Source organism: Rhodococcus sp. DN22, from assembly GCF_036669995.1.
GTDB classification, from domain to species: Bacteria; Actinomycetota; Actinomycetes; order Mycobacteriales; family Mycobacteriaceae; genus Rhodococcus_F; species Rhodococcus_F erythropolis.
The window spans coordinates 1628179-1651117 of the sequence record NZ_CP133326.1 but is presented as its reverse complement, the minus strand read 5'-3'; the positions used below and the strand labels follow the sequence as shown (position 1 = coordinate 1651117).

21 protein-coding genes are annotated in these 22939 nt (G+C 63.5%); 14 read left to right on the top strand and 7 right to left on the bottom strand.

Annotation, left to right across the window (positions count from 1 at the left end):
- Nucleotides 1-38: 38 nt before the first annotated feature.
- The gene (locus RA302_RS07625; RefSeq protein WP_019744476.1) at nt 39-824 is read right to left on the bottom strand and encodes an HAD-IIA family hydrolase; all 786 of its coding nucleotides are present in this window, start codon (nt 822-824) and stop codon (nt 39-41) included.
- An 82-nt stretch (nt 825-906) separates the two neighbouring features.
- On the opposite strand from RA302_RS07625, the gene RA302_RS07620 reads away from it, so the two are divergent.
- A complete protein-coding gene (locus RA302_RS07620; RefSeq protein WP_020906710.1) occupies nt 907-2052 on the top strand; it encodes a PucR family transcriptional regulator in 1146 nt (381 codons plus the stop codon).
- Between the two features lie 156 nt (nt 2053-2208).
- Nucleotides 2209-3462 (top strand): FAD-dependent oxidoreductase, encoded by a 1254-nt coding sequence (locus RA302_RS07615; RefSeq protein ID WP_338480035.1) that lies wholly within the window; start codon nt 2209-2211, stop codon nt 3460-3462.
- On the opposite strand, the gene RA302_RS07610 is transcribed toward RA302_RS07615, so the two are convergent.
- Nucleotides 3434-4825 (bottom strand): amino acid permease, encoded by a 1392-nt coding sequence (locus RA302_RS07610; RefSeq protein ID WP_113682330.1) that lies wholly within the window; start codon nt 4823-4825, stop codon nt 3434-3436. The two genes, RA302_RS07615 and RA302_RS07610, sit on opposite strands and share 29 nt — an antisense overlap.
- A gap of 189 nt (nt 4826-5014) precedes the next feature.
- On the opposite strand from RA302_RS07610, the gene RA302_RS07605 reads away from it, so the two are divergent.
- The 7 genes from RA302_RS07605 to RA302_RS07575 all read left to right on the top strand — a co-directional run bounded on the left by RA302_RS07605 (nt 5015) and on the right by RA302_RS07575 (nt 12488).
- The gene (locus RA302_RS07605; RefSeq protein ID WP_003941500.1) at nt 5015-5485 is read left to right on the top strand and encodes an SRPBCC family protein; all 471 of its coding nucleotides are present in this window, start codon (nt 5015-5017) and stop codon (nt 5483-5485) included.
- A gap of 34 nt (nt 5486-5519) precedes the next feature.
- Nucleotides 5520-5972, top strand: a complete 453-nt coding sequence (locus tag RA302_RS07600; protein ID WP_019744481.1) for a hypothetical protein — start codon at nt 5520-5522, stop codon at nt 5970-5972.
- The gene (locus tag RA302_RS07595) at nt 5962-6981 is read left to right on the top strand and encodes a MerR family transcriptional regulator (RefSeq protein ID WP_097387683.1); all 1020 of its coding nucleotides are present in this window, start codon (nt 5962-5964) and stop codon (nt 6979-6981) included. The genes RA302_RS07600 and RA302_RS07595 overlap by 11 nt, the downstream gene beginning before the upstream one ends.
- 72 nt (nt 6982-7053) lie before the next feature.
- Nucleotides 7054-7767 carry a phosphatidylserine decarboxylase gene (locus tag RA302_RS07590; protein ID WP_003941540.1) on the top strand — a complete coding sequence of 238 codons (714 nt, stop codon included), beginning with the start codon at nt 7054-7056 and terminating at the stop codon, nt 7765-7767.
- Between the two features lie 59 nt (nt 7768-7826).
- Nucleotides 7827-8657, top strand: a complete 831-nt coding sequence (locus RA302_RS07585) for a phosphatidylcholine/phosphatidylserine synthase (RefSeq protein WP_029254795.1) — start codon at nt 7827-7829, stop codon at nt 8655-8657.
- A 21-nt stretch (nt 8658-8678) separates the two neighbouring features.
- Complete coding sequence (locus RA302_RS07580) at nt 8679-10856, top strand: AAA family ATPase (RefSeq protein WP_003941536.1); 2178 nt, start codon at nt 8679-8681, stop codon at nt 10854-10856.
- A 9-nt stretch (nt 10857-10865) separates the two neighbouring features.
- Entirely contained in the window at nt 10866-12488 is a 1623-nt protein-coding gene (locus tag RA302_RS07575; protein WP_338480028.1) for an amidohydrolase, read from the top strand.
- Nucleotides 12489-12578: 90 nt separating this feature from the next.
- Here RA302_RS07575 and RA302_RS07570 read toward each other — a convergent pair whose 3' ends face one another.
- Nucleotides 12579-12731, bottom strand: a complete 153-nt coding sequence (locus RA302_RS07570; RefSeq protein ID WP_134998269.1) for an aminoglycoside phosphotransferase — start codon at nt 12729-12731, stop codon at nt 12579-12581.
- 198 nt (nt 12732-12929) lie between these two features.
- Between RA302_RS07570 and RA302_RS07565 the strand changes: the two genes are divergently transcribed.
- Nucleotides 12930-14168 carry a DUF222 domain-containing protein gene (locus RA302_RS07565; protein WP_338480025.1) on the top strand — a complete coding sequence of 413 codons (1239 nt, stop codon included), beginning with the start codon at nt 12930-12932 and terminating at the stop codon, nt 14166-14168.
- 88 nt (nt 14169-14256) lie between these two features.
- Here RA302_RS07565 and RA302_RS07560 read toward each other — a convergent pair whose 3' ends face one another.
- Genes RA302_RS07560 through RA302_RS07550 form a run of 3 tightly spaced genes read right to left on the bottom strand, consistent with a single transcriptional unit; the run spans nt 14257 to nt 17346 of the window.
- Nucleotides 14257-15276, bottom strand: coding sequence for a DUF2804 domain-containing protein (locus tag RA302_RS07560; protein WP_338480023.1), 1020 nt, complete (start codon nt 15274-15276; stop codon nt 14257-14259).
- 2 nt (nt 15277-15278) lie between these two features.
- The gene (locus RA302_RS07555; protein ID WP_007730096.1) at nt 15279-16031 is read right to left on the bottom strand and encodes an isocitrate lyase/phosphoenolpyruvate mutase family protein; all 753 of its coding nucleotides are present in this window, start codon (nt 16029-16031) and stop codon (nt 15279-15281) included.
- Between the two features lie 46 nt (nt 16032-16077).
- Nucleotides 16078-17346 carry a cytochrome P450 gene (locus RA302_RS07550; protein WP_020906700.1) on the bottom strand — a complete coding sequence of 423 codons (1269 nt, stop codon included), beginning with the start codon at nt 17344-17346 and terminating at the stop codon, nt 16078-16080.
- 128 nt (nt 17347-17474) lie between these two features.
- Between RA302_RS07550 and RA302_RS07545 the strand changes: the two genes are divergently transcribed.
- Genes RA302_RS07545 through RA302_RS07530 form a run of 4 tightly spaced genes read left to right on the top strand, consistent with a single transcriptional unit; the run spans nt 17475 to nt 22392 of the window.
- Nucleotides 17475-18110, top strand: coding sequence for a TetR/AcrR family transcriptional regulator (locus RA302_RS07545; protein ID WP_020968862.1), 636 nt, complete (start codon nt 17475-17477; stop codon nt 18108-18110).
- Between the two features lie 9 nt (nt 18111-18119).
- A complete protein-coding gene (locus RA302_RS07540; RefSeq protein WP_283310032.1) occupies nt 18120-19535 on the top strand; it encodes a hypothetical protein in 1416 nt (471 codons plus the stop codon).
- Between the two features lie 13 nt (nt 19536-19548).
- Nucleotides 19549-20964, top strand: a complete 1416-nt coding sequence (locus RA302_RS07535) for a hypothetical protein (RefSeq protein WP_338480014.1) — start codon at nt 19549-19551, stop codon at nt 20962-20964.
- 48 nt (nt 20965-21012) lie between these two features.
- Nucleotides 21013-22392, top strand: a complete 1380-nt coding sequence (locus RA302_RS07530; protein ID WP_223257848.1) for a hypothetical protein — start codon at nt 21013-21015, stop codon at nt 22390-22392.
- Here the strand turns inward: RA302_RS07530 and RA302_RS07525 are convergent.
- Complete coding sequence (locus RA302_RS07525; RefSeq protein ID WP_031331804.1) at nt 22349-22774, bottom strand: NUDIX domain-containing protein; 426 nt, start codon at nt 22772-22774, stop codon at nt 22349-22351. The two genes, RA302_RS07530 and RA302_RS07525, sit on opposite strands and share 44 nt — an antisense overlap.
- Between the last annotated feature and the right edge of the window lie 165 nt (nt 22775-22939).

The following is a 22939-nucleotide window of genomic DNA, read 5'->3' as shown; positions in this document are numbered from 1 at the left end:
GAGTACCCGCTCGAGTGAAGTCCGTCACCCCCGCCTGGTCAAGCCTCGAGGACGACCCCGAGAAGGGCCGGAAGGTCCGCGACCGAATCGATGACATGATCAGGCTTCTGAACCGACAGGTCGAGCACTGTTTGCCGAAACTTGCCTGTGCGCACCAGAACTCCGGTCAAGCCGACTCGTTGTGAGGAAAGGACGTCACCGATCAGGTCGTCGCCGACCATCACCGTCGCCTCAGGTTCGACATGCATCAGCTCCGTGGCTGTCAGGAACCCCGTGAGAGACGGTTTACCCACTGCGGCGATATTTACACCTGCCACTTCCTCGAAGCCCGGCAAGTACGTTCCGGTGTCGATCCGAAGGCCGTCTACGGTCTCCCACATCATCCCGCGGTGCATCGCGACGACGGGCACACCGGCGAGCAGAAGTTCGAGCACTCGGCTCAGCGCCTCGTGGCTGAACTCCGGGCCGGCGCCGCCGAGAATCACGACCTCCGGATCGGCGTCGTCGAATTCGATTCCCTCGAGATCGGCAGACACGTCACCGTGATTGAGGACCCACGCCCGCGCGTCCGGGTACGTCGCCCGCACGTACTCCCCTGTGAGCCTGGCGGCGGTCACTATCTGGCTCGCCTCGACCTCGATACCGGCGTCGCACAACCCCTGCGCGATGAGCGTCGAACTGCGCGAGGTTGTGTTGGTCAGAAATCCACAGGCCAATCCGCGCCGCCGAACTTCGCGTACTGCTTCCCCTGCTCCCTCGATCGGCTGCCAGGACGTGAGCAGGACTCCGTCGATATCGAACAGAACACCTTCGATGTCGGCCATTGCACCAGCCTATATTCGCCATCGAGGTCCTGCCGAGGCGTCGTAACCCGAAATCCGTCGATCGCTCAGTAGGCTCCCACCCATGGACCTGCGCGACGACGACCTCTTCTCCGTTGCCGGTTCTCTGGCCGAATTGCTCGGCGCTCCCGTCACGATCGAGGACGAGAACTCGACTGTCCTCGCGTACTCCGGCGGCGAGCAGGCCGTGGACGAAGCTCGCATCGGCACGATCCTCGGCCGGCAGGTACCCAGCCGATTCCGCCAATTACTCTCCGATGCAGGAGTATTCGATCGCCTCCACCGAGAGAGCGACCCCATCTACGTCGATCTCGAAGACCCTGCGATCACGCCGCGACTGGTCATCGCAGTTCGCGAGAACGATCACCCCGTCGGCTCGATCTGGGTCGCACTCGCCGGAACACCGACGCCCACACAGGAATCGATACTTCGATCCGCGGTATCTGTCGTGGCCGAGAGAATCGCCTCGGAGCGTGACCGGGTCGACAGCACACGCCGTCGCCAATCCCAGCGCGTCCAAGCTCTGATCGGCGGTGGCGAACCCGCATTCCGCGCCGCAGACGACTTGCGGTTGGCAGGCCCGCTCACCGTCGTCGCCGTCGGAACCGTTGCGGGACCACTGCCGGCGGGGTTGGTCGCCTCTTTGAGCTTGTACCTCGACACTCTGGCCGTCGACGCCGTTGCCGCTCAACTGTCCGAGACCATCTACCTTGTCATCGCGACCGACGAGACCAACGCTCGCCGATTGTCCGCCGACTTCCTCACGCGCGCCCGCGGTCGCGAATTCCTGGCAGTGGCCGTCGGTCGGACAGTGAAGTCTGCAAGCGAATCACATCTTTCGCGCTCGGACACCGACCATGTTCTCGGAGCGCTTCGTCATGGCCGGTCCGGCGGAACCGTCGCGGGAATGAGGGACACGTTGGCCTCCGTTCTCGCCCTGCACGTCGCCGACATCATCGACGGACTCGGCGACTCCACACCACTCGGAAGCCTCGAACGTCACGACTCTCAGCACGGCAGCGATCTGGTCGCGACGGCAAAGGCCTTTCTCGAGCACGGCGGTGACGTGGCGAATTCTTCTGCCGCACTGCATGTTCACCCCAACACGCTCCGCAACCGCCTGCGTCGAGGCAAGGAGATGTGCGGCGTCGACCTGACCGACGCCGACACCCGCTTGATTCTGATGCTGCAGTTCAAACTCGGTCGCTGAGCAGGCGCGGCGGTGCGTTGTGCGAATCCACAACGAGGTAGCTCCGACGATGGCCGAACGGCCAGTCCTTTTGCCGCCCCCGCGATTCATGCTTGAGAGAAGAGCCGGATGTGACCGGCGTCTCGGTTCGAGCAGAGTCTGTAGAAGGAGTGCGTCATGGGAACTCGTCAGAGCCCCGATCGTGTGGTCGTGGTCGGTGCGGGTGTTGTCGGATTGTCGACGGCCTGGTTCTTGCAGGAACGTGGAGTCGAGGTCACCGTCGTCGATCGCGACGGCGTCGCAGCCGACGCGAGCTGGGGCAACGCCGGTTGGCTTGCCCCCGCATTGACGCTTCCGCTGCCCGAACCCGCAGTGCTCCAATACGGCTTGCGCGCGATGCTGAGCCCGTCGTCCCCGGTGTACGTGCCACTGACCACCGATCTGAAGCTGATTCGGTTCCTGGTCGGGTTCGCGCGCCACTGCACGCCGTCGAAGTGGCAGGAAGCGATGTCGGTCTACACCGAGGTCAACCGAACAGCCTTGGGCGCGTACGACGAACTCGCCGACGGTGGCGTCAAAGAGCTGACGCGCCTGGCCGATCCTTTCCTCGCCGCGTTTGCGTCCGAGAAGGACCGACAGACCTTGGTGGACGAGTTCCACCACGTCGAAGCTGCCGGCGGAGAAGTCGACTTCGACCTCCTCGACTACGACGCGATTCACTCGCTCGAGCCTTCACTCGGCCAGGGTGTGAAAGCCGGTTTGCGCCTGCGCAATCAGCGTTTCATCGATCCCCCGTTGTTCGTGAACTCGTTGGCGGACGCGGTTCGTGAACGCGGTGGAGAAATCGTCAGCGGTTTCGACGTCACGCAGATCGACGATCGGGTCGGCGGAGTCACTGTTCGCAGTGCACACGGTGATTCACGCGACGGTGACTCCGTAGTCATCTCGAGCGGTGCCCGCTTGAACAAGCTCGCAGCACCGTTCGGTGTGCGCAAACTGGTGCAGGCCGGACGCGGATACAGCTTCAGTGTCAAGCCCGAGCAACTCCCCAAGAACCCTGTGTATTTCCCCACCCAGCGCGTCGCATGCACTCCGTTGCACGATCGCTTCCGAGTGGCCGGAATGATGGAATTCCGCAGCCCTGACGCGCCGCTGGATCCGCGCCGCGTGCAGGCGATCATCGATGCGGCCAAGCCGATGCTCAGCGGCATCGACTGGACTGCGCGGGAAGAGGAATGGGTGGGATCACGACCGTGCACTACCGACGGCTTGCCGTTGATCGGAGCCACGAAGTCGCCGCGGGTGCACGTCGCCGGTGGTCACGGGATGTGGGGAATCGCCCTGGGTCCGTTGACCGGAAAGATGGTGGCCGACTCGATGACCGGCGCTCAGACGCCGACCGTCATGCGCCACTTCGATCCGCTGCGCTGACAGCCGGTTTCACCCACTTGTAGTACGCGCCCGTCAGCAGAACCAGCCATCCGGCACCGACGAGCAAGGCAACTCGGGTATCGGCGATGACGCCGAGCAACACGATGACAAAAGCCAGGAACACGATCGCGAAGATCTGACCGTACGGCCACAGCGGCACTGGAAACTTCAGTGCCGCTGTTTCGTCTGCACTCATCTGAGCGCGGGAACGGAACTGCGAGAGCAGGATCATGATCCAGACGAAAATCGTGGCAAAGGTCGCCAGCGAGGCGATGACGAGGAACACCTGGTCCGGGATCAGGTAGTTGAGCAGTACTCCCACCAACAGGGCACCGGTCATGATGACAACGGTCATCCACGGAACACCGTTGGCGGAGACTCTCTTCATCACCTGTGGAGCCTGGCCGGCGTGCGACATCCCGAACATCATGCGACCCGCACCGAAAACGTCGCTGTTGATGGCGGACAGGGCCGCGGTGATGACAACGATGTTGAGGATCGATGCGGCCGTTCCCAATCCGAGGTTCTCGAAGATCTGGACGAACGGGCTGTTGTCGGAGTTGATGGTCTGCCACGGAATGATCGCCATGATGACGGCGAGGGTGCAGATGTAGAAGAGAATGATGCGCACCGGGACCGTGTTGACGGCTTTCCTGATGGTCTGCGCCGGATCCTCGGCTTCGCCCGCGGTGATACCGATGATCTCGGTGCCACCGAACGCGAACATGACGATCGCGAAACACGCGACGAATCCGCCGAAGCCCGTCGCGAAGAACCCGCCGTCCGACCAGAGGTGGCTGATTCCGGCATCGGTGTCGTGAACGCCGAATCCGAACACGATGATCGCGATGCCGCCGGCGATCATCGCGATGATGGCGGTGATCTTCACGAGCGTGAACCAGAATTCCAGTTCGCCGAACACCTTGACGCTCAACAGGTTTATCGCGCCGATGAAGAAGACCACAGCCAGAATCCAGATCCATCTCGGTACGTCCGGGAACCAGAACTGCATGTACAGGCCGAAGGCGGTGACGTCGGCAAGGCACACGATCACCATCTCGAACGTGTACGTCCACCCGGTCATGAAACCGGCGAGTGGTCCGAGGTGCTTGTTCGCGTACTCGCTGAACGAACCGGAAACCGGGTTACGGACCGCCATCTCGCCGAGCGCTCGCAACACCAGGTAGACCGCGATACCGCCGATCAGGTAGGCCAGGAGCACCGACGGGCCGGCTCGTTTGATGGCCTCGGCGCTGCCGTAGAACAGTCCGGTTCCGATGGCTGATCCGAGGGCGATGAAGCGGATATGACGCGCTGTCAGCCCTCGCTTGAGGCCATCCTGCGTCGCGGCGTCGCTGTTCACTTCTCGGTACTCCAGTCGGATGGATCGTCATACGTGCGCGAACCATTGTCCGCTACCACCGCGCGTGTTCCCGCACGACCCTGTTGGACGGCCGTACAGTGACCTGACACACATGGTCCATTGACGGATCGCTTACGATCGACAAAAGTGTTTGTAACTTTACGTAGCATCAACTCGACTGGAGAGACTGTGTCCAACACCCTCGAAGCAAGCATCGACATCGACGCATCACCGCAGGACGTGTGGGCAATCGTCGCCGACCTGCAGCGCATGGGCGAATGGAGCCCCCAGTGCAAGGTGATGAAGGTAATCGGCGGGACCGTGCGTGAGGGCGCCAAGACGATCAACGTCAACCGCAAGGGCCTGCTGGTCTGGCCGACGTCGTCGAAGGTCGTTCGCTTCGAGCCCAACAAGTCGGTGGCGTTCCGCATCGCGGAGAACCGCACGATCTGGTCCTACGAACTCGAGCCGACCGCTACCGGCACCAAAGTGACCGAGCGTCGCGAGGCTCCCACCGGAACGTCGAAGGTCTCGCAGTTCCTCGTCAAGACCGTCCTGGGCGGAAACGCCGACTTCGAGGTCGAGCTCGTCGAAGGCATGAATGCCACATTGAAGCGTGTGAAGAGCGAGGCCGAGGCGGCTGCACGCACCTCTGCTTGACCCTCGACCTGGTCGAGGCATCAGGATCCGTTCCATGGATCCCGTGATGACACAGATAGCGCAGGCACAAGAATTGGCGAGCTCCGGCGATCGAGCCGGGGCTCGCTCTGCGTTCGAGAAGATGTGGGAAGAGATCAGCGCCGCCCCCGATGCGCTCCACATCGTCTCCCTCGCCCACTACATGGCCGACGTTCAAGACGATCCGGCTCAGGAGCTCTGCTGGGACCTGCGCGCCCTCGACGCTGCCGATTCGTTGACCGACGCGCGAGCCCAGGAACACCACGCATCGCTGCAGGTCGCCGGTTTCTATCCATCGCTGCACCTCAACCTGGCTGCCGACTACCGCAAACTCGGACGCGACACCGAGGCCGTCGAGCATCTGACGAAGGCCGAGGCGTCGGTCGGCACACTCGCCGACGACGGTTACGGCCGGATGATCAGGGGCGCTATCGAGCGACTGCGGGCAGAATTGATCCGTGACCACTAGTTCCGCCCTCTTGACGATCGGCGAGATGTCCCGGGCGTCGGCGCTCCCGATCAGCGCTCTGCGGTTCTACGACAAGGAAGGCGTGCTCGTCCCGCATTCCGTCGATCCGCACACCGGTTACCGCTGGTACACCGACGATCAGCTCCGCGACGCCCGCATGATCGCCGGTATGCGACGCGTCGGTGTTCCGATCCGCGACATGATGGCCGTCCTGACCGGGCCGGAACCGCATTCGTGCCTGGACGCCCATCTGCGCAACCTCGAGGACGGTCTCGCCGACGCCCGCGCCGAACTGGGGCGAATTCACCGGCTGATCGATTCGCTACCTGCCTCCGGCGGCGTGGACATCGACTCGTGGGATCTACGACGCGCACTCGACGCCGTGCTGTTCGCCGTGAACGAGGAATCGGAGTTCCCGATACTTCGCGGCGTCCACCTCGACATTCACGACGGCGTCGCTGCGTTTGTCACCACTGATCAGTTCCGGCTCGCGGTCGCAGAGGTGAAAGTTCACTCTGCTCTGACGGTGTCCGCTGTCGTTCCCGTGGCCTTCGCGCGATTGTTGCGCGATGTCGCCGGCGTCGTGACGCTGACTTTCTCCGCGCGCACGGTGACTGCGTCGTATCCGGGAGGTGAGGTGTCCAGCCCGCTGATCGAGGACGGCGAGTTCCCCGATCACCGAATCCTGCGCGAGCACCACGACGCGGTCGAACTGAGCGGCGACCAACTTGCCGCCCTGCTCAACGGCACCGGACACGGAGCCGTCGTCAGCATCGGCGAAGACGGTGGTGCCCGGGTGGATCCGGGTGGAATGGATCCCCGTGAGAGGTTCCGCGTACTGGTCGACCGGCAGCGACTGCGCGACGCCGCCGCAGCCCAACCGGGGCGGCAACTGGTGATCCGAGTAAGCGGCGCGACCCTCCCGCTGGCGATACGCACGGGCGACTGTGTCGGGTACTACTCGTACTTGATGCCACTACAGCCCGTAGGAGAGAAGGCATTCACGTAATCTATGGATGCTCTACCACCCCGTACTGTCAGTGCGACCAGCAGAAGACCTACCGAGTAGTTAGAGGAGCCTGTGGCACGCCGACCCACACCCCCCGGAACCCCGCAACCCACCGGGATCGGACATATCGTCGATCTGGTTCGCCATGCGATTCCGCCACTTCATCCCGCCGGCCTGCCGTTCGTGCTGGCCCCGCTGGGAGTTGCAGCTCTGGGCCGCAACCGTAAGTGGGTGCGCCGAGCCGGTCTGACCACCGCCGCCGCATGCGCCACGTTCTTCCGTCACCCGCACCGGGTGCCGCCGAACCGCATCGGCGTCGTCGTCGCGCCCGCCGACGGCGAGGTGGCGTTGGTCGACAACGCCGTTCCGCCCGCCGAGCTCAATCTCGGAAGCGAGCCGCGCCCGCGCGTCAGCATCTTCCTCTCGGTTCTCGACGTGCATGTCCAGCGCAGCCCTGTCGGTGGAACGGTCAAAGAGGTCGTTCACCAGGCAGGCAAGTTCCTCTCCGCAGATCTCGCCGACGCCAGCGAGGTCAACGAGCGCAACAGCATGCTGATCGAAACCGCCGATGGTCACGACGTTGCGGTTGTCCAGATCGCGGGACTGCTCGCGCGCCGCATCGTCTGCTACGCCGGTGTCGGTGACGTCCTGCCGATCGGCGACACGTACGGACTGATCCGTTTCGGCTCACGCGTCGACACCTATTTCCCCGCCGGAACCACACTCCTGGTCGAGCCGGGACAACGCACGATCGGTGCTGAAACAGTTATCGCGCAACTGCCGTGAAGACGCCGAAGATGAAGTCAGCCGTGAAGAAGCCGGGAGCAGCCCAACCCGGCGCGAAGATGCCCAAACGCACCCAGGCGGTGCGGTTGCTGCCGTCCGTCATCACCATCCTGGCGCTGTGCGCCGGGCTGTCCGCCGTCAAATTCGCTCTCGACGGACAACCCGGTACCTCGCTCGCGATGATCGGCGCCGCTGCCGTCCTCGATTCACTCGACGGCCGCATCGCGCGACTGCTCGACGCCACCAGCAAGATCGGCGCCGAACTCGACTCACTGGCCGACTCCATCTCCTTCGGCGTCGCCCCGGCCCTGGTCCTGTACGTGACCTTGCTGGACGGCACCAGCATCGGCTGGATCATCGCGTTGATCTACGCGGTCAGCATCGTGTTGCGACTCGCACGTTTCAACACTCTGCTCGACGACGACGACGTCCCCGCGTATGCACGTGAGTACTTCGTCGGCGTTCCGGCTCCGGCCGGCGCACTCATCGCCCTCACTCCCCTGGCCGCGACGGCTCAGTGGGGTGACGGCTGGTGGTCTTCGCACTTCGTCGTCATCGTGTGGACGCTCTTCTCGGCTGCACTGATCGTCAGCCGCATCCCGACGCTGGCGATGAAGTCGGTATCCGTGCCGCCGCACATGGCGGCCGGCCTGCTCGTCCTGGTGACGTTGGCTGCGGCCGCACTCATCACCTACCCGTACATCCTGCTGATCGTTCTCATCGCGATCTACCTGGTGCACATCCCGTTTGCCGTGCACTCGAAGCGGTGGGTGGCAGCACGTCCCGAAACCTGGGACATCAAGCCTTCCGAACGCCGCGCGATCCGACGCCAACCCAACGTCGGTGGCCGCCGCTCGGCCGCTCGTCTCGGATTGCGGCGACCCCGCTAGTCCACGACGTACTCTCGAGAGGTGACTTCGCCGGAACTCGCCCTCACCGTTCGACTCAACACCTCTGCCGCCGACCTACGCCGCGGGGTAGTGCGCTTGCACCCCGAAGCGTTGGCGGCGTTGGGCATCCGCGAATGGGATGCCATCGCACTCATGGGAGCCCGCGGCACCGCGACCGTCGCGGGCCGTGCGCCCACCGGAACCCCGGCAGGCACGATCCTTCTCGACGACGTCACCATGTCGAACGTCGGCCTGACCGAGAACTCTTCCGTCGTGGTCGGTCCGGTGACGGTGTACGGAGCGCGATCCGTCTCCGTCACCGGCTCGTCCATGGCGACAAATTCGATCAGCTCGACGGTTCTGCGACAAGCCCTTCTGGGCAAGGTCGTCAGCGTCGGCGACACGGTCTCGCTCCTCCCCCGCGATCTCGGTCCGGGTACGAGCACTTCCGAAGCCACCCAAGCGCTTTCCCGTACCTTCGGCGTCGCGTGGACATCCGAACTGCTCACCGTCACGGCCGTCGAACCTGCCGGTGGTCCGGTCAGCGTCCAGCCGAATTCGGCGGTCAACTGGGGTTCCGGCTCGGCGGGCACACTGACACCGAGTGCGCTTGTTTCCAGTCCGGCCGCCGTCGCAATCGAGCCTGCACCGTCGGTTCCGCTGGATCACCTCGTCGGCGCGCAGGCGCAGGCAGCCAAGCTGACCGAGTGGCTCGGCCTGGCACTCGACGAACCAGAACTGCTCCGTACGCTCGGCGCCTCACCGCACCTCGGCGTCCTCATCACGGGCCCCGCCGGCGTGGGCAAAGCCACGTTGGCCCGCTCGGTCCTGTCCTCGCGCAAACTGGTCGAACTCGACGGTCCGGGAGTCGGTGCCACCGAGGCGAATACCCGCCTGCAGCGAATCGTCGACGCCGTTGCTGCCGTGCGCGGCGGTGGTGTACTGCTGATCAGTGACATCGACGCTCTGCTTCCGGCCACCGCGGAACCGGTGTCCGCACTGATCCTCGAACAACTGCGCAGCGCCGTCGCAACCCCGGGCGTGGCATTCGTCGCGACCTCCGCCCATCCGGAGACCGTCGACGCGCGCCTTCGCGGCCAGGATCTCTGCGATCGAGAACTCGCACTTACCCTGCCGGACGGCGCAACTCGCAAGGCGTTGCTCGAACTCCTGCTCCGCCGAGTGCCCACCGGAACCCTCGAACTCGACGCCATCGCCTCGCGCGCACCCGGATTCGTGGTCGCCGACCTCGCGGCGCTCTGCCGTGAAGCTGCATTGCGAGCGGCTACGCGGGCGTCCAAATCCGGTGATTCTCCGGAGATCACGCAGGAAGATCTTGTCGGTGCCCTCGAAGTGATTCGGCCACTGTCTCGTTCGAGCACCGAAGAACTGTCGATCGGCAGCGTCACCCTCGACGACGTCGGCGACATGGTCGAAACCAAACAGGCCCTCACCGAAGCGGTGTTGTGGCCGCTGCAGCACCCCGACTCCTTCGCACGCCTCGGTGTCGACCCGCCTCGCGGTGTGCTCCTCTACGGCCCTCCCGGCTGCGGTAAGACGTATCTCGTTCGTGCCCTTGCCAGCTCGGGTCACCTCAGCGTCCACGCCGTCAAAGGGGCTGAGCTGATGGACAAGTGGGTCGGCGCCTCCGAAAAGGCCGTACGCGAGTTGTTCCAGCGCGCACGCGATTCGGCGCCCTCGTTGATCTTCCTCGACGAAATCGACGCCCTTGCCCCGCGTCGTGGTCAAAGTTCCGACTCCGGGGTGTCGGATCGCGTCGTAGCCGCGTTGTTGACCGAACTCGACGGCGTCGAACCGCTACGCGACGTCGTGGTGTTGGGCGCAACCAATCGACCGGATCTGATCGACCCTGCCCTCCTGCGCCCCGGCAGACTCGAACGTCTCGTATTCGTACCGCCGCCGGATGCGGAGGCTCGCAAAGCGATTCTGCGTGCTTCCGGCAAGTCGGTACCGCTCGCCGAAGATGTCGATTTGGACATTCTGGCCGTCGATCTCGAGGGATACTCGGCAGCAGACTGCTCGGCTCTACTGCGTGAGGCTGCACTCGCCGCCATGCGTCGGAGCATGGACGCGGCCGACGTGACGGCCGCGGACGTGGCAACCGCCCGTGAGAAGGTACGTCCCTCACTCGATCCCGAGCAGGTGGCACACCTACAGGCGTACGCGGACAACCGATAAGGACTGACCATGGCTGTTGATCTGGTTCTGTACGGCGACATCGTGACCATGCACGAGGAAGCACCGCGCGCCCAGGCGCTCGCCGTGACGGGCGGCCGGATCACGGCCGTCGGCGCGCGCACGGACGTCGAGAAACTGGTGGGGCCGGATACCCGCGTCGTCGACGTCGGAGGTGCCGCTGTTCTGCCGGGGTTCATCGAACCGCACGGTCACCCCCTGGAAGAAGCCATCGTTCTCGGGCCTGACGTCGTCGACATTCGGCCTGTCACGATCGCCGAGGCGGATGCCGTAGTTGCTGCCGTCGTCGACACGGTTCGTTCGCGAGGTGCTGCCGGCGCTTCTTTGAACGGTTGGGACCCGTTGCTGCAGAAGGGCCTACCCGATCCGACCATCGACTGGCTGGACTCCGTAGCGCCGGAGTACCCCCTCGTGATCATGCACAACTCGGGACACGTCGCGTATTTCAACACGGCGGCAGCAGTGCAAGCCGGCATCACCCGCGATACCCCCGATCCGATCGGCGGATCGTACGGCCACGACGCGACGGGCGCACTCGACGGATCCGCGTACGAAATGCCCGCGGTATTCGCAGTCGCGGGCCACGCAGTCACCATCGGTGACGACTTCCCCGCACTGGTGGCGGCCGAATGCGCCCGGCTGAACGCCGCGGGAATCACCACCATCGCCGAATTGTCGTTCGACCCAAAGATGCGGCCCGCCCTGGCAGCGATAGCCGACGCCGGACTGCTCACCACCCGCCTGCGGCTCTACGAGATGTCCAACGACGCGCGCACTACCGAGGCGTCACCGGGCGACGGAAACGACCTGGTGCGCCAGATCGGCATCAAGGTCTGGTCCGACGGTTCACCGTGGGTCGGTAACATCGCCACCAGCTTCCCGTATCTCGATACCGAAGCCACCCGCGCGCTCGGGATCGCCTGCACGCACGGGCACGCCAACTATACCGGCGAACAGATCCACGACATCAGTTCCGCCTACTTCGCCAAAGGGTGGCAGATGGCGTGCCACGCCCACGGTGACGACGCAATCACCATGGTTCTCGATGCGTGGGAGCAACTTCTGAAGGAGCACCCCCGGGCCGATCACCGGTTGCGTCTCGAACACGTCGGCGCGATGCGTCCGGATCAGTTCGTCCGCGCAGCGGAACTGGGCGTCACGGTCAGCATCTTCATCGACCACCTGCACTACTGGGGTGACGTTCTGGTGGATGACCTGTTCGGCCCCGAATACGGATCGGTTTGGGCCGCAGCAGGATCTGCACTCGCGGCCGGCCAGCGGTTCACCTTCCACAACGACGGACCCGTTACCCCCGCCAATCCGCTACGGAACATGCAGGACGCCGTCACCAGGCTTTCGCCCAGCGGCCGCGTCGTCGCGCCCCAGGAGCGGATCCCCGTGGACGCCGCCGTTCGCGCCCACACGGTCAACGCCGCTTGGCAGCTATTCAGCGAAGATCACATCGGGTCCATCTTCCCCGGCGCCTACGCGGATCTTGTTGTCCTGTCGGCGAATCCCCTCGATGTCGAGCCGACCGAGTTGGCCGACATCAAGGTGCTCGCCACCACCCTGGAGGGCCGGACGGTGTACGGAGACCTGAGCGCGATCGGCTGATCGGTCGCCGAACGCCGTGGACAAAGGCCGTAAACCTTCTCTGCTCGAGTTCCAAGGATCGTTGCGAGAACGGAGACGGCGCAAGTGGTCTCAGGGTTCAGTGCGGATGTCGTCAATGACCTGGGCAATCGCATGTTTCGCCCAGTCCGTGATCTGCTCGTTCGTGTCGCGGTAGTACGGCAAGGCAACCAATGCAATCGACAGAGCCCATGCGCGGCCACGCGTCCAAGTGCCCTCGTCCACGTCAACACGAAGCCGGAATGTATGCCGAGTGCTCGGCGTCAGCAGAGTCCATGCAATGAGGCAGTCGAGATTGCCTGCCGCAAATCGAATGAAGATCCGAAAAGTCCCAAAAATCGGAATTGTCGAAAATTATTGCATAGGAACAGTTTTCGAGATACAAGTCTTGTGTTCGAAACTTTGTTCGATTAAACTTTGGGAATGGACAGTCGGGAAGCGTGGCAGCTGGATGGTGAGGGCCTCAAGGGTGAGGTTCTGGATCTGGTGCGTGTCCGGCACGAGTTGCAGTCGCGGATGGTGTTGTTGATCGTGGAGATGTTTTCCCGTGAGGTTCTCGGTGGGAAGGGTTTTCGGGCGATCGCGCAGTGGTTGCATGGTTCGACGAATCTGGAGATCGGTGAGTGCAGTCTGCTGGTCGGGTTGGCGCGGTTGTTGATGCTCGAACCTGTTGTGGGCGATGCGTTTCACCGGGGTGATGTTGATGCGTTGAAGGCGCGGCAGGTGGCGTCGTTTTGTCAGCATCCGCCCAAGAACATGACCCTGGCGGACGTGGACAAGGCCCGGGGGATTCTGCTTGGCCTGGCGTCGAAGAACATTGCCGATTGTGATGCGGTGCGGGCGGCGATCCGGCGGATCGAGAAGCAGTACGGCAAGCGTGAGGACGGTGTTCCGGTCGGGGAAGATTCGGAGCGTAATGAGTTCTACGCCTCGAAAGGCTTGTACGGCAGAGTGACTGTGAAGGGCGATTTAGATGCTGTGAACGGGGCCCGGTTGATCACGTTGCTGTCGAGCCTGTCCGCTCCGACACCGGAGAAGGACGGCGTGAAGGACACGCGCACGCCGGCATTACGACGGGCGGACGGGTTTTGCGAGTTGTTGCGCCGGTACGAGCGAGCGGGGTTGGGTCCGATCGAAGGCGGAGTGAAACCACACATCACGGTCACCGCGTCCGCGAAAGACATGACGGACCTTAAAGTTCTGAAAGACCTGTTGCCGTCCACTCAGGAGTTGGGGTTCGCGTGGACGGATTGGGTGGGCCCGATCAGCATCGACACTGCCCGGATGTTGGCGTGCGACTGCACCGTCACCCGGATCCTCCTGGATGAGAATGGTGTTCCGCTCGACTGCGGTAAGGAAGCGAGAACGGCGACCGTTCCACAGCGGCGGGCGTTGGCGGTTCGGGATGGTGGGTGTGCGTTTCCGGGGTGCGGGACGCCGTCGGGGTGGTGCGATGCCCACCATATTGTTCACTGGAACGATGGTGGCCCAACAGATCTCGACAACCTGATCTTGTTGTGCGGTCACCATCATCGGACGATGCACCACACCGAATGGCGGGTCGAGATCGGCGCCGACCGAAAAACGGTGTTCTATCCGCCGATGTCGATCGACCCGTATCAACAGCCGATCGGCGGGAACAGCCCACCCACCGCGGCGTGAACCGCGACAACTGAAGACGTGAGCACCGAGGCACCTCCATGCCTCGGTGCTCGTGCTGTGTTCTGGCGCCTTCGCGGAGACGTAAGCCTTACCAGCGGTTCCGAACCTCCTCGGCAAATCCGAGGAGATCTCGAACCACCACGGAGGTACCGTCGTCGAGGATCACTGTGCCGGAGAACTTTCCGAACACCTGATGCTGAATCGAACGCAGCACCCCGACATCGAAAGTCGCGGCACGGTCGATGATCGGCTCGAAAGTCATCCCGAAGCGACCGTCGTTGCTCGAGAAGTTCCACGGAGCGCCGTCGTACGTTCCCTGCGGGATATCGAAGTCGATCCTGTCCAGTTTGTGCGCCCGTCCTCCGACAAACACGATGTTCTCGCTGGCTGCCCTGGTATCCCCGAAGCCGTACCCGATGTTGAATCCGAACCGCTCGCCGTTCACCAGTCCGGATGCAGAACCCCAGTACCAGGTGTTGTCGTAAGTCCAGACTCCCCTGCCCCAATCGAGAACGCCGAATGAGTCTTCCGAGCGAAATGTGAAGTCGTCGCTCCCGATTCGCACGGTCCCGGCAGAGGGCAGGCAGTTGATCTTCTGGTTGTAGTAAAACGATCGGGACGCCTTCGGAAACGGTGTGGCGATCACCATCCGGTCATCGGCAGGACTCGCCAGGATCAAATCGGCATGAAGGCCTCGCCCACCGTCGAAAGCCGGGTAGTCGACAATCAGGTGGCGCCCACCGTCCACATGGCGAAACTCGAAGCGAGCTTTACCTTTCGACACCACCACATCACCGTCGTCCGCGCTTTCGGGCAGACCGAGCCTTCCCATCGGGAACGGCAGCATCACGTTTTCGGTGATCTCGTGTGGTGTTCGGAAATCGAGCCAGGAGACTCCGAGCAAGCCCATGTACCCGTTGTCGGCGACGGTCAACGCGATGCCGTAATCCGCAGTGAGAACGCAGTAGTAGTCCCACTCCTTGATCCGGAACTTGGGAGCGGTGATCGCAGAGCGTCGATACTTGCGAATCTCCGATGGGGCCCAACCCGTCTCGACCAAATGTCCGCGATCGTCGAGAAGCGGGCCGGGCGACATCAGTGTCTGCATTCTTACTTCCAGCGTCCCAAGATCTCGTTCGCACGGTTGGCCAATGCCATCTGGAAGAACGGACCGAAGCTCACACGTGCCACTCCGAGCGGACCGAAACTTGCCGGATCGTCCTGGTCCGGGATTCCGATCGCATTGATCGGAAGTGGAAGTTCGGACGTCAGGCGGCGCTGGGTCGCGTCGTCATGCCGCCCGACGGGGTAAAGAACGTCGGCGCCGGCGTCGGCCGCCAGCTTGAGGCGTGCGATGGCGCGATCGACACGATCGGACTCGTCACCGACCTGCTTCACGAACAGGTCGGTGCGCGCGTTGACGACAACGTGAACTCCGGCTGCGTCGGCGGCCTGACGAAGCCCACCCACGAAGTCGGCGTGCTCCTGCGCCTCACGTAAGCGTCCGCCTTCACTGTGAACGGTGTCCTCGATGTTGAGTCCGACAGCGCCGGCATCGATCAACCCGTCGATGAGAACTGCCGGCTCGAGCCCGTAACCACCCTCGATGTCCACCGAGATCGGGGCGTCGACCGCACCGGTGATCTGCTTGATCCGGTGCAGAAGTTCGTCGAAGGTGATGCCCTCGTTGTCCGGCTTGCCGATGGAATCGGAAACCGGGTGGCTGCCCACCGTCAGGGCTGCAAAACCTGCAGCCACCGCAAGATTCGCCGACCACGCGTCCCACACCGTCGGGAGAATGACCGGGTTACCTGGCTGGTGCAACGCCAGTAGAGCTGTTGCCTTGTCGTTGATCGAAGTCATGCGGTGGCTCCTCGAGATCGTGGGGTGTACCTCTCACCTACCGACTCTAGTGAGCGACCGGGCAGCCTGTGCTCTTGTAATCGACCTGGAACTCCTTGATGCCGTTGATCCAACCCGAGCGCAGACGGCGCGGATCACCGATCTTGGTGATGTCCGGGACGTTGTCGGCAATCGCGTTGAACATCAAGTCGATCTCCATACGAGCGAGGTTGGCACCGATGCAGAAGTGCGCGCCCGTTCCGCCGAAGCCCAAGTGCGGATTGGGGTTACGAGTGATGTCGAACGTCATCGGGTTCTCGAAGACGTCCTCGTCGAAGTTCGCGGAGCTGTACAGCATCACCACGCGCTGCCCCTTCTTGATCGACACTCCTGCCAATTCCGTGTCCTCGAGCGCGGTGCGCTGGAAGGCGGTGACGGGTGTCGCCCAACGGACGATCTCGTCGGCCGTCGTCTTGGGACGTTCCTTCTTGTACAGCTCCCACTGCTCGGGGTTGTCCAGGAACGCGATCATTCCGTGCGTGATGGCGTTGCGGGTGGTCTCGTTCCCTGCGACCGCCAGGATGAGCACGAAGAACCCGAACTCCTCCGGGCTCAAGGAGTCGCCGTCGATGTCGGCCTGGACCAGTGTGGTGACGATGTCGTCTGCCGGGCAGGTACGACGCGCGTCTGCCATTTGGTACGCGTATCCGAGGACCTCGGTGGACGCGACTGCCGGATCACCCTGGTATTCCGGGTCGTCGTAGCCCATCATCTCGTTGGACCACTTGAACAGCTTGTCTCGATCGTCCTGCGGTACACCGATCAGATCCGCGATCGCCTGGAGCGGCAGCTCGCTGGCAACCTGCTTCACGAAGTCGCCCGGGCCTTCGCTCACAGCGGTGTCGACGATGCTGCGCGCACGACGATCCAATTCGTCGCGCATGCCGTTGATCGCGCGCGGCGTGAACAGCTTCGAAATCAGCTTGCGGAGCTTGGTGTGCTCCGGCGCATCCTTGTTGAGCAGAAGATGCCGGAGCATCTCGACGGCCTCACGTGGCATGTCGTCGGCGAAACGCGCGATCGCGGTGTTCTCCCAGCTCGAGAACACATCGCTGCGCTGGCTGACCTCTTTGACGTCAGCGTGACGCGAGACCACCCAGTAGCCCTCGTCCTGGAATCCACCAACGGTCGGCGGCTGCTCACACCACCACACGGGCGCGCTTCGACGCAGTTCGGCGAATTCCTCGAAAGGGATCCGCTCCCCGAGGACAGCAGGATCGGTGACGTCGAATCCGGCCGGTAGGTCAGGCGTGCGAGTTGTGTCCGAGATGGTCATGGCGTCCTCTGATCGGTCGATTGTGCGCTACACCACAGAGTAGCTTTCACTAACGGGCTGTCAAGTGAAAGACGGAGAGTCTCGTGCAACTGACCCGTGAGAGCCCCCGCGGCACTAGGATCCCGGTAATGACAGATACCTCCGGCAGACTGACGCTGCGAGAGAAGCAGAAGCAGCGAACCCGCGCAGACCTCGTGGATGCCGCCGGCGCGCTCTTCACCGAACGCGGATACGCGGCTGTCACCGTCGAGGACATCGCCGGCCGGGTCGGTTGCAGCCGCGCCACCTTCTACCTGCACTTCCCCGGCAAGATCGACATACTCAAGGCCCTCGGCTCGAACACGGTCGTATCCAGCACGCTCGCGATATTCCAGGATCTCGACCACGTACTCGATTCCGGTTCGCGCGAAGAATTCGCCGGCTGGATCAACCGCGCTCTCGACTGGTGCCGCGATCACCACCACATGATGCGGGCGTGGGACGAGGCCATGGTCCTCGAACCCGAATTCCGAACACTGGCACGCGAAGGCATCTCCGCACTGCCCAACGCGATGCCGTCGTACCTGGCACGCTGGCCGCAGAGCCGACACGACGAGGCGAAACTCCGGGTCGAGCTCCTGCTGACACAGATCGAGCGCTTCTTCATTCGGTGGGCGGAACAGGGCGCGATCACCGCGGGTGCGGACGTCGCAGCAGACGTTCTCACCGACATCTGGTTTCCGGCACTCACGCCGCCCACGACCGATGTTGCGGCGCCGCGATAGGTTGGCCCGATGCCACTCGACCTTCGAGCGATTCTCACCACCGTCGCTGCACTCCTGTCCGGGATACTCGCGGCGCTGGCCCTGACCAATCCCGTTCTTCGCGACTGGGCCATCGTGGCCTCCCCGTCGGAAGTAGATCGCTGGATCAGCAGCGGACCGACTGCTGTCGGACTCGGCGCCGTGATCGCCGTGCTTGCCTGCGCCCTCTCACAACGTCGCGGGTCCCGTCGGGCGGCGTGGATCGCGATCGCCGCCGGCGTCGCCGTCATCGCGATCGTTCGGGCAGTCGTACCCGAAGTTGCGTCACTGGACCTGCTGATCGCCTTGATCATCGTCAAAAGTGTTGCAGCCGGCACCATTCTGGGCTGCGTGGTTGCCGTCAGTTGGGACCGCACTGCCACGAAGAACGCGACACTCCTCGGCGTGCTCGCCACCTTCCTCGCGATCCGCACGTTCGCCGGTGGGACAGCCAGGATGACGACGTCTTCGGTGGGTGAGCCGTCGTGGTGGCTGATCGGCGCCACGGCCGCAGCAGCAATCGCCTGTGCAGTGACCGCGCAAGCCGGCTTCCGGATTCGCAAGCCGGACTCGGGTGAAATCCGCATCGCTCTCGTGGTGATCACCGCGCTGGCGATCGGGCATCGAGTGCTCGGCGCCGTGATCGACCGCCAGCAATACGCGTCTGAGGCGACCGCCTGGATCGTCATGGTTTTGGCGGCAGGCGCTGCGCTCGCCTTGACGTGGATCGCCGCTTACCGCCTCGGCGACGCCTCCGGTGCTGGTGGCAAGTTCCTCTGGGCGGCAACCGCACTGGCCGCTGCGTCGGCCCCGCTCTTCGTCGACATCGCGAAGGGTTCCGGCCACTGGGGCGACCTGAAGTCCCCTTGGGTACTGGTGCTTTTCGCGGCCCTGCCGGTTGCCGTCGGATTGAGACTGCACAAGCAGGTGCCAAACTTCGTGCCCATCGCCGTTCTCGTTGCGGTTCCACTGTCAGAACTACTGCCCTTCGACTCCGCGCACGGCGTCTGGTCAATCGCGCTGAAGATCGCCGCGCTGGGCCTCGCCGCCGGTTTACTGTTCGGTTCCCTTGCTCCCGGCAGCCTGGTCGACGCCACACTCGGACTCGCCATTCCCTTTGCCGCGATGACCTTCTCGTCGATCGCCATTCTCACCGATCAGCTCACCGCGCCGCCAGAGTTGACAGCGGCAGACATTCAGCGATTGATGGAACTTCCCATCCCGGCGCACGTCAGCGCCAACGGAGGACTATTCGGACGCGGAATAGGCATCACCATCGACTACGTCACCCCTCAGACCGTCGGCACTGCAATCCTCTTCGCCCTGATCATCGGATTCTGTGGTGCGGCGATCCTTCGACGATCCCACCCGCCCGTCGAGGTATCGGAACCCACCGAGACCGCCTGATCGGGGCAGACCGATGACCATCGACCTCCGGTCATGGACCGGCGCCCTCGCGGCCTTTCTCTCGGGAATCCTTGCCGCCGTGGCGCTGACGAACCCAGCGCGAATGAGATGGCCTGTTACCGAACCGCAGTCGAAGATCGACCAATGGATCAGCAGCCAATCCACCAGCGTCGTGGTGGGTGCCATCGTCGCCGTAGGGGCCTGCGCGTATCTCCAGCACCGCGGTTCTCGCAGGCGTGCGTGGGCGTTTGTGTACTCGGGCGTCGTCGTGTTGATTCTGATCAGATTCCTCGTCACCGAAGAAGTCGGTCTTGATCTGCTGAGCGTTCTGGGTTTCGCCAAAACCATTGCAGCCGGACTCATCCTGGGCGGCGCTGTCGCCGCATCGTGGGACAGCCGCCTCGGACGCAACCTGCTGATCATTGGCGTGGTGTCGACGTGGTTGGCCGCGCAATCGTCCACCGGCGATTTGATACCCGTCAGCACGTCGTCCATCGGCGAACCTGCCTGGGCACTTCTGTTGCTGACCCTGATCTGCGCAGTGGCGTGCGCAGTGACAGACGACTCCGAATTGCGGATCAGCGAAAGCGAACCGGGCGTCGCCGCAGCCGCTCTGGCAGTTGTCACCGGCCTCGCTGTCACCCAACGGATTCTGAGTTCGGTCGTCGACCGGCAAGAGAACCCACCGACGTTTTCGGGTTGGCTGGTCATGGTCGCGTCCACCGTCGCCGTCCTCACCCTGACCTGGTTCTGTGTGAGGAGACTGGACACAACTTCAGGCAGTGGCGGATTCCTTTGGGTTGCAACCGCTGTTGGAGCCGCCGCCACGACGGTGTTCGCGGATCTGACCGACCGCTTCTTTCTCGACGGTGACCGAACCTCGCCGTTGGTGATCGCTGCCCTCGCGATCATCGCGGTCGTCTTCGGCTTGTCGCGTTCTCGACACCGGGATCGCACGATCGCAGGTCTGGCTCTGCTGGCTGCGATCCCGTTGTCGGAGTGGATCTTCGACGGCGAACACGAACTTGCTCTACTGCTCCGCATTGTCGCGCTGGGCGTCGGGTCGGGATTGCTGCTCGGATCCGTTCTGCCGTCGAATCCCGTCGCAGCGACGCTGGGGTTGACGATTCCTTTCACTGCCCTGGTCTTCATGTCGATCGGGCAGCACGAGATCGAGACAGTGTCGTCAACGTACGTTCAACACGATCCGCCCTCGACGTACGTCGAGTACAACTCTGAATTGCGAGCCTACGTCGACGCAACCGAGCCCGACGCAGCCTTCCGGGCCGACGCCGCGTTCGTTATCGTCGACGCAACTGAAGATCCGCCACGTTCCGACGCCGCGGCACTCCTGATGTCTGCAGTTGTCGTCGCCACCGGGATCGCGCTCCGCCGCCGCAGCCCCGTTGACACACCGTCACCGGACTGAGACCTCCTATTGCGGTGCAACTGGTACCGGATTGACTATTTTGGAGCAGTGCCCATCGCCCGCAGGACGCTGCTCGTCGCACTGAGTGGTGTGACGGCATTCGTCGTCACCGTCGTCGCTTTGGCACCGTTCGTGAACAGCCAGTCGACGTCGATTTCGACGGGCGACCGATTCTGGTCCATCTCGACCATCGGCGCAGGCGTCTTGGCTGTGGTCGCGGTCGGGACAGCCGCGATGATGGCCCGTTGCCGATTGCGGACCGCGGCCATGACGGTCTTCGGCGGCCTCCTACTCGAACTGCCCGGGCTCTACGATCACAACTTCGAGGCACTCTCGCCCGTCGGTGCGGGAGTCGCTGTCGGCGCGGTGACGGTTGCTGCCGCTCCCCGGGTTCGAGCTGCCTCGGTCGCGGGAACGATTGTGGCTGTGCATGTCTCGGATTCACTCCTGGACGAAGACGCAATTCCTCGGCGGTACGCGGACTACATCGCCGACAACACCAACCAGTTTCAACCACCGGTGTTGGGGGCAACACTGCTCGCGCTCGCTTTGGCCGCCGCCTGCGTCGCCGCGTTCTGGTTCCACGATTTCGACAAGGACCACCCCAAGGAACGGATGGCCGTTCGGCCGGTGACTATCGCGGCGGTGCTCACTCTCTTCGGGGTCGCGGCAAATTGGTGGTTCGAGATCACCACCGTCACGGCGGCCGTACCCCTTCTACTCGTCGCGCTCGTAATCACGGTGATCTGCGCGCGGGTGCTGGGCGACGGCGGTCGAATCCTGCTGATGTGTACCGCCGCCGTCGCAACTCTGGCGGCGGTTTCGGCGAACCGTCCTGCAACCGAAGCCATGGAATGGTCGAAAACCCCCGCCTCGACCGCCGTCGTGATCGGCGTCGTCATCGTCGCCGCGGCAGCAATCGGCGCGATCGCTCCCTCGCGGGTCGTCGGCTACGGATTGCTCCTGACGGTGACGGTCGCCGGGATCGTCAGCTACGCCACGTCGCCGTCGCCGAAGATCGGTGACGTTCTCACGATCAGCGATCTTCTTGTCGCCTTCACCTCTGCGGTCGTCACGTACGCGATCGCCAGCGCGATGTACCGAGAGCCACCGCGGACCGGAGCGTCACGAGCCCTCGTCGGACTCGGTGTCATCTTCGGCCCGACGGCGCTGGCCCTGCTCGTCTATCCGCAGTTCGACTACGGATGGACCGCGTACACGCCGCTCGACGAGAACAAGCCGTTCAACGGCATCACGACGGTCGGCCCGTTCGAAATCTCGACCGACATCCTGATACTCGACGCCGTGGCACTGATCATCGTGGCCGTCTGCGCCTATGCAAGTCTGCGCTTGGGGCGAGTCAATCGATCCGGGCCTCCGCCGATCAGTCGATCAGATCCATCGACGCCAGGCGATGGAACACTTTGAGCGATCCCGGCGCCACCTCGTCCATCGCTGCGTACTCGGCGAGCGTGAAGTAGCGGAACTCGGCGATCTCGCTGGTCGGGCGCGGGTCTCCGGCCATCTCCGCCAGATAACAACTCATGTGCAGGCCCGTGTCCGCGGAATGCCCGAAAGCGTGAGCCTCGAAGACGTCGAGGAACGTGACCGTCCCGTCGACCAGATCGACGTCGAGTTCCTCCCGAATTTCGCGGTGCAGTGCCTGCTCGGGCGTCTCACCCGGGTCGATCTTTCCGCCGGCCATGTAGAACGCGGTCTTGCCCACGGACCGGGTCTGGATCAGCTTGCGGTCACGAATGTGCGCAAGGGCGGCGGTACGGATGATCGTGGTGGGAGTCGACGAATTCACGTCGTCCAACCTACGTGTATCAGCGAGTGCCGATGATGTCCGAATCGACTCGCTGCACATCGAAACTGCCACGCCCGGTAATATGTACGCAAAGACAACCTCTCCGACTAGGTGAATTGTCTCGTTAATCCGATAGGTTCGATTTTGTTCGGACACCCCGCCGCC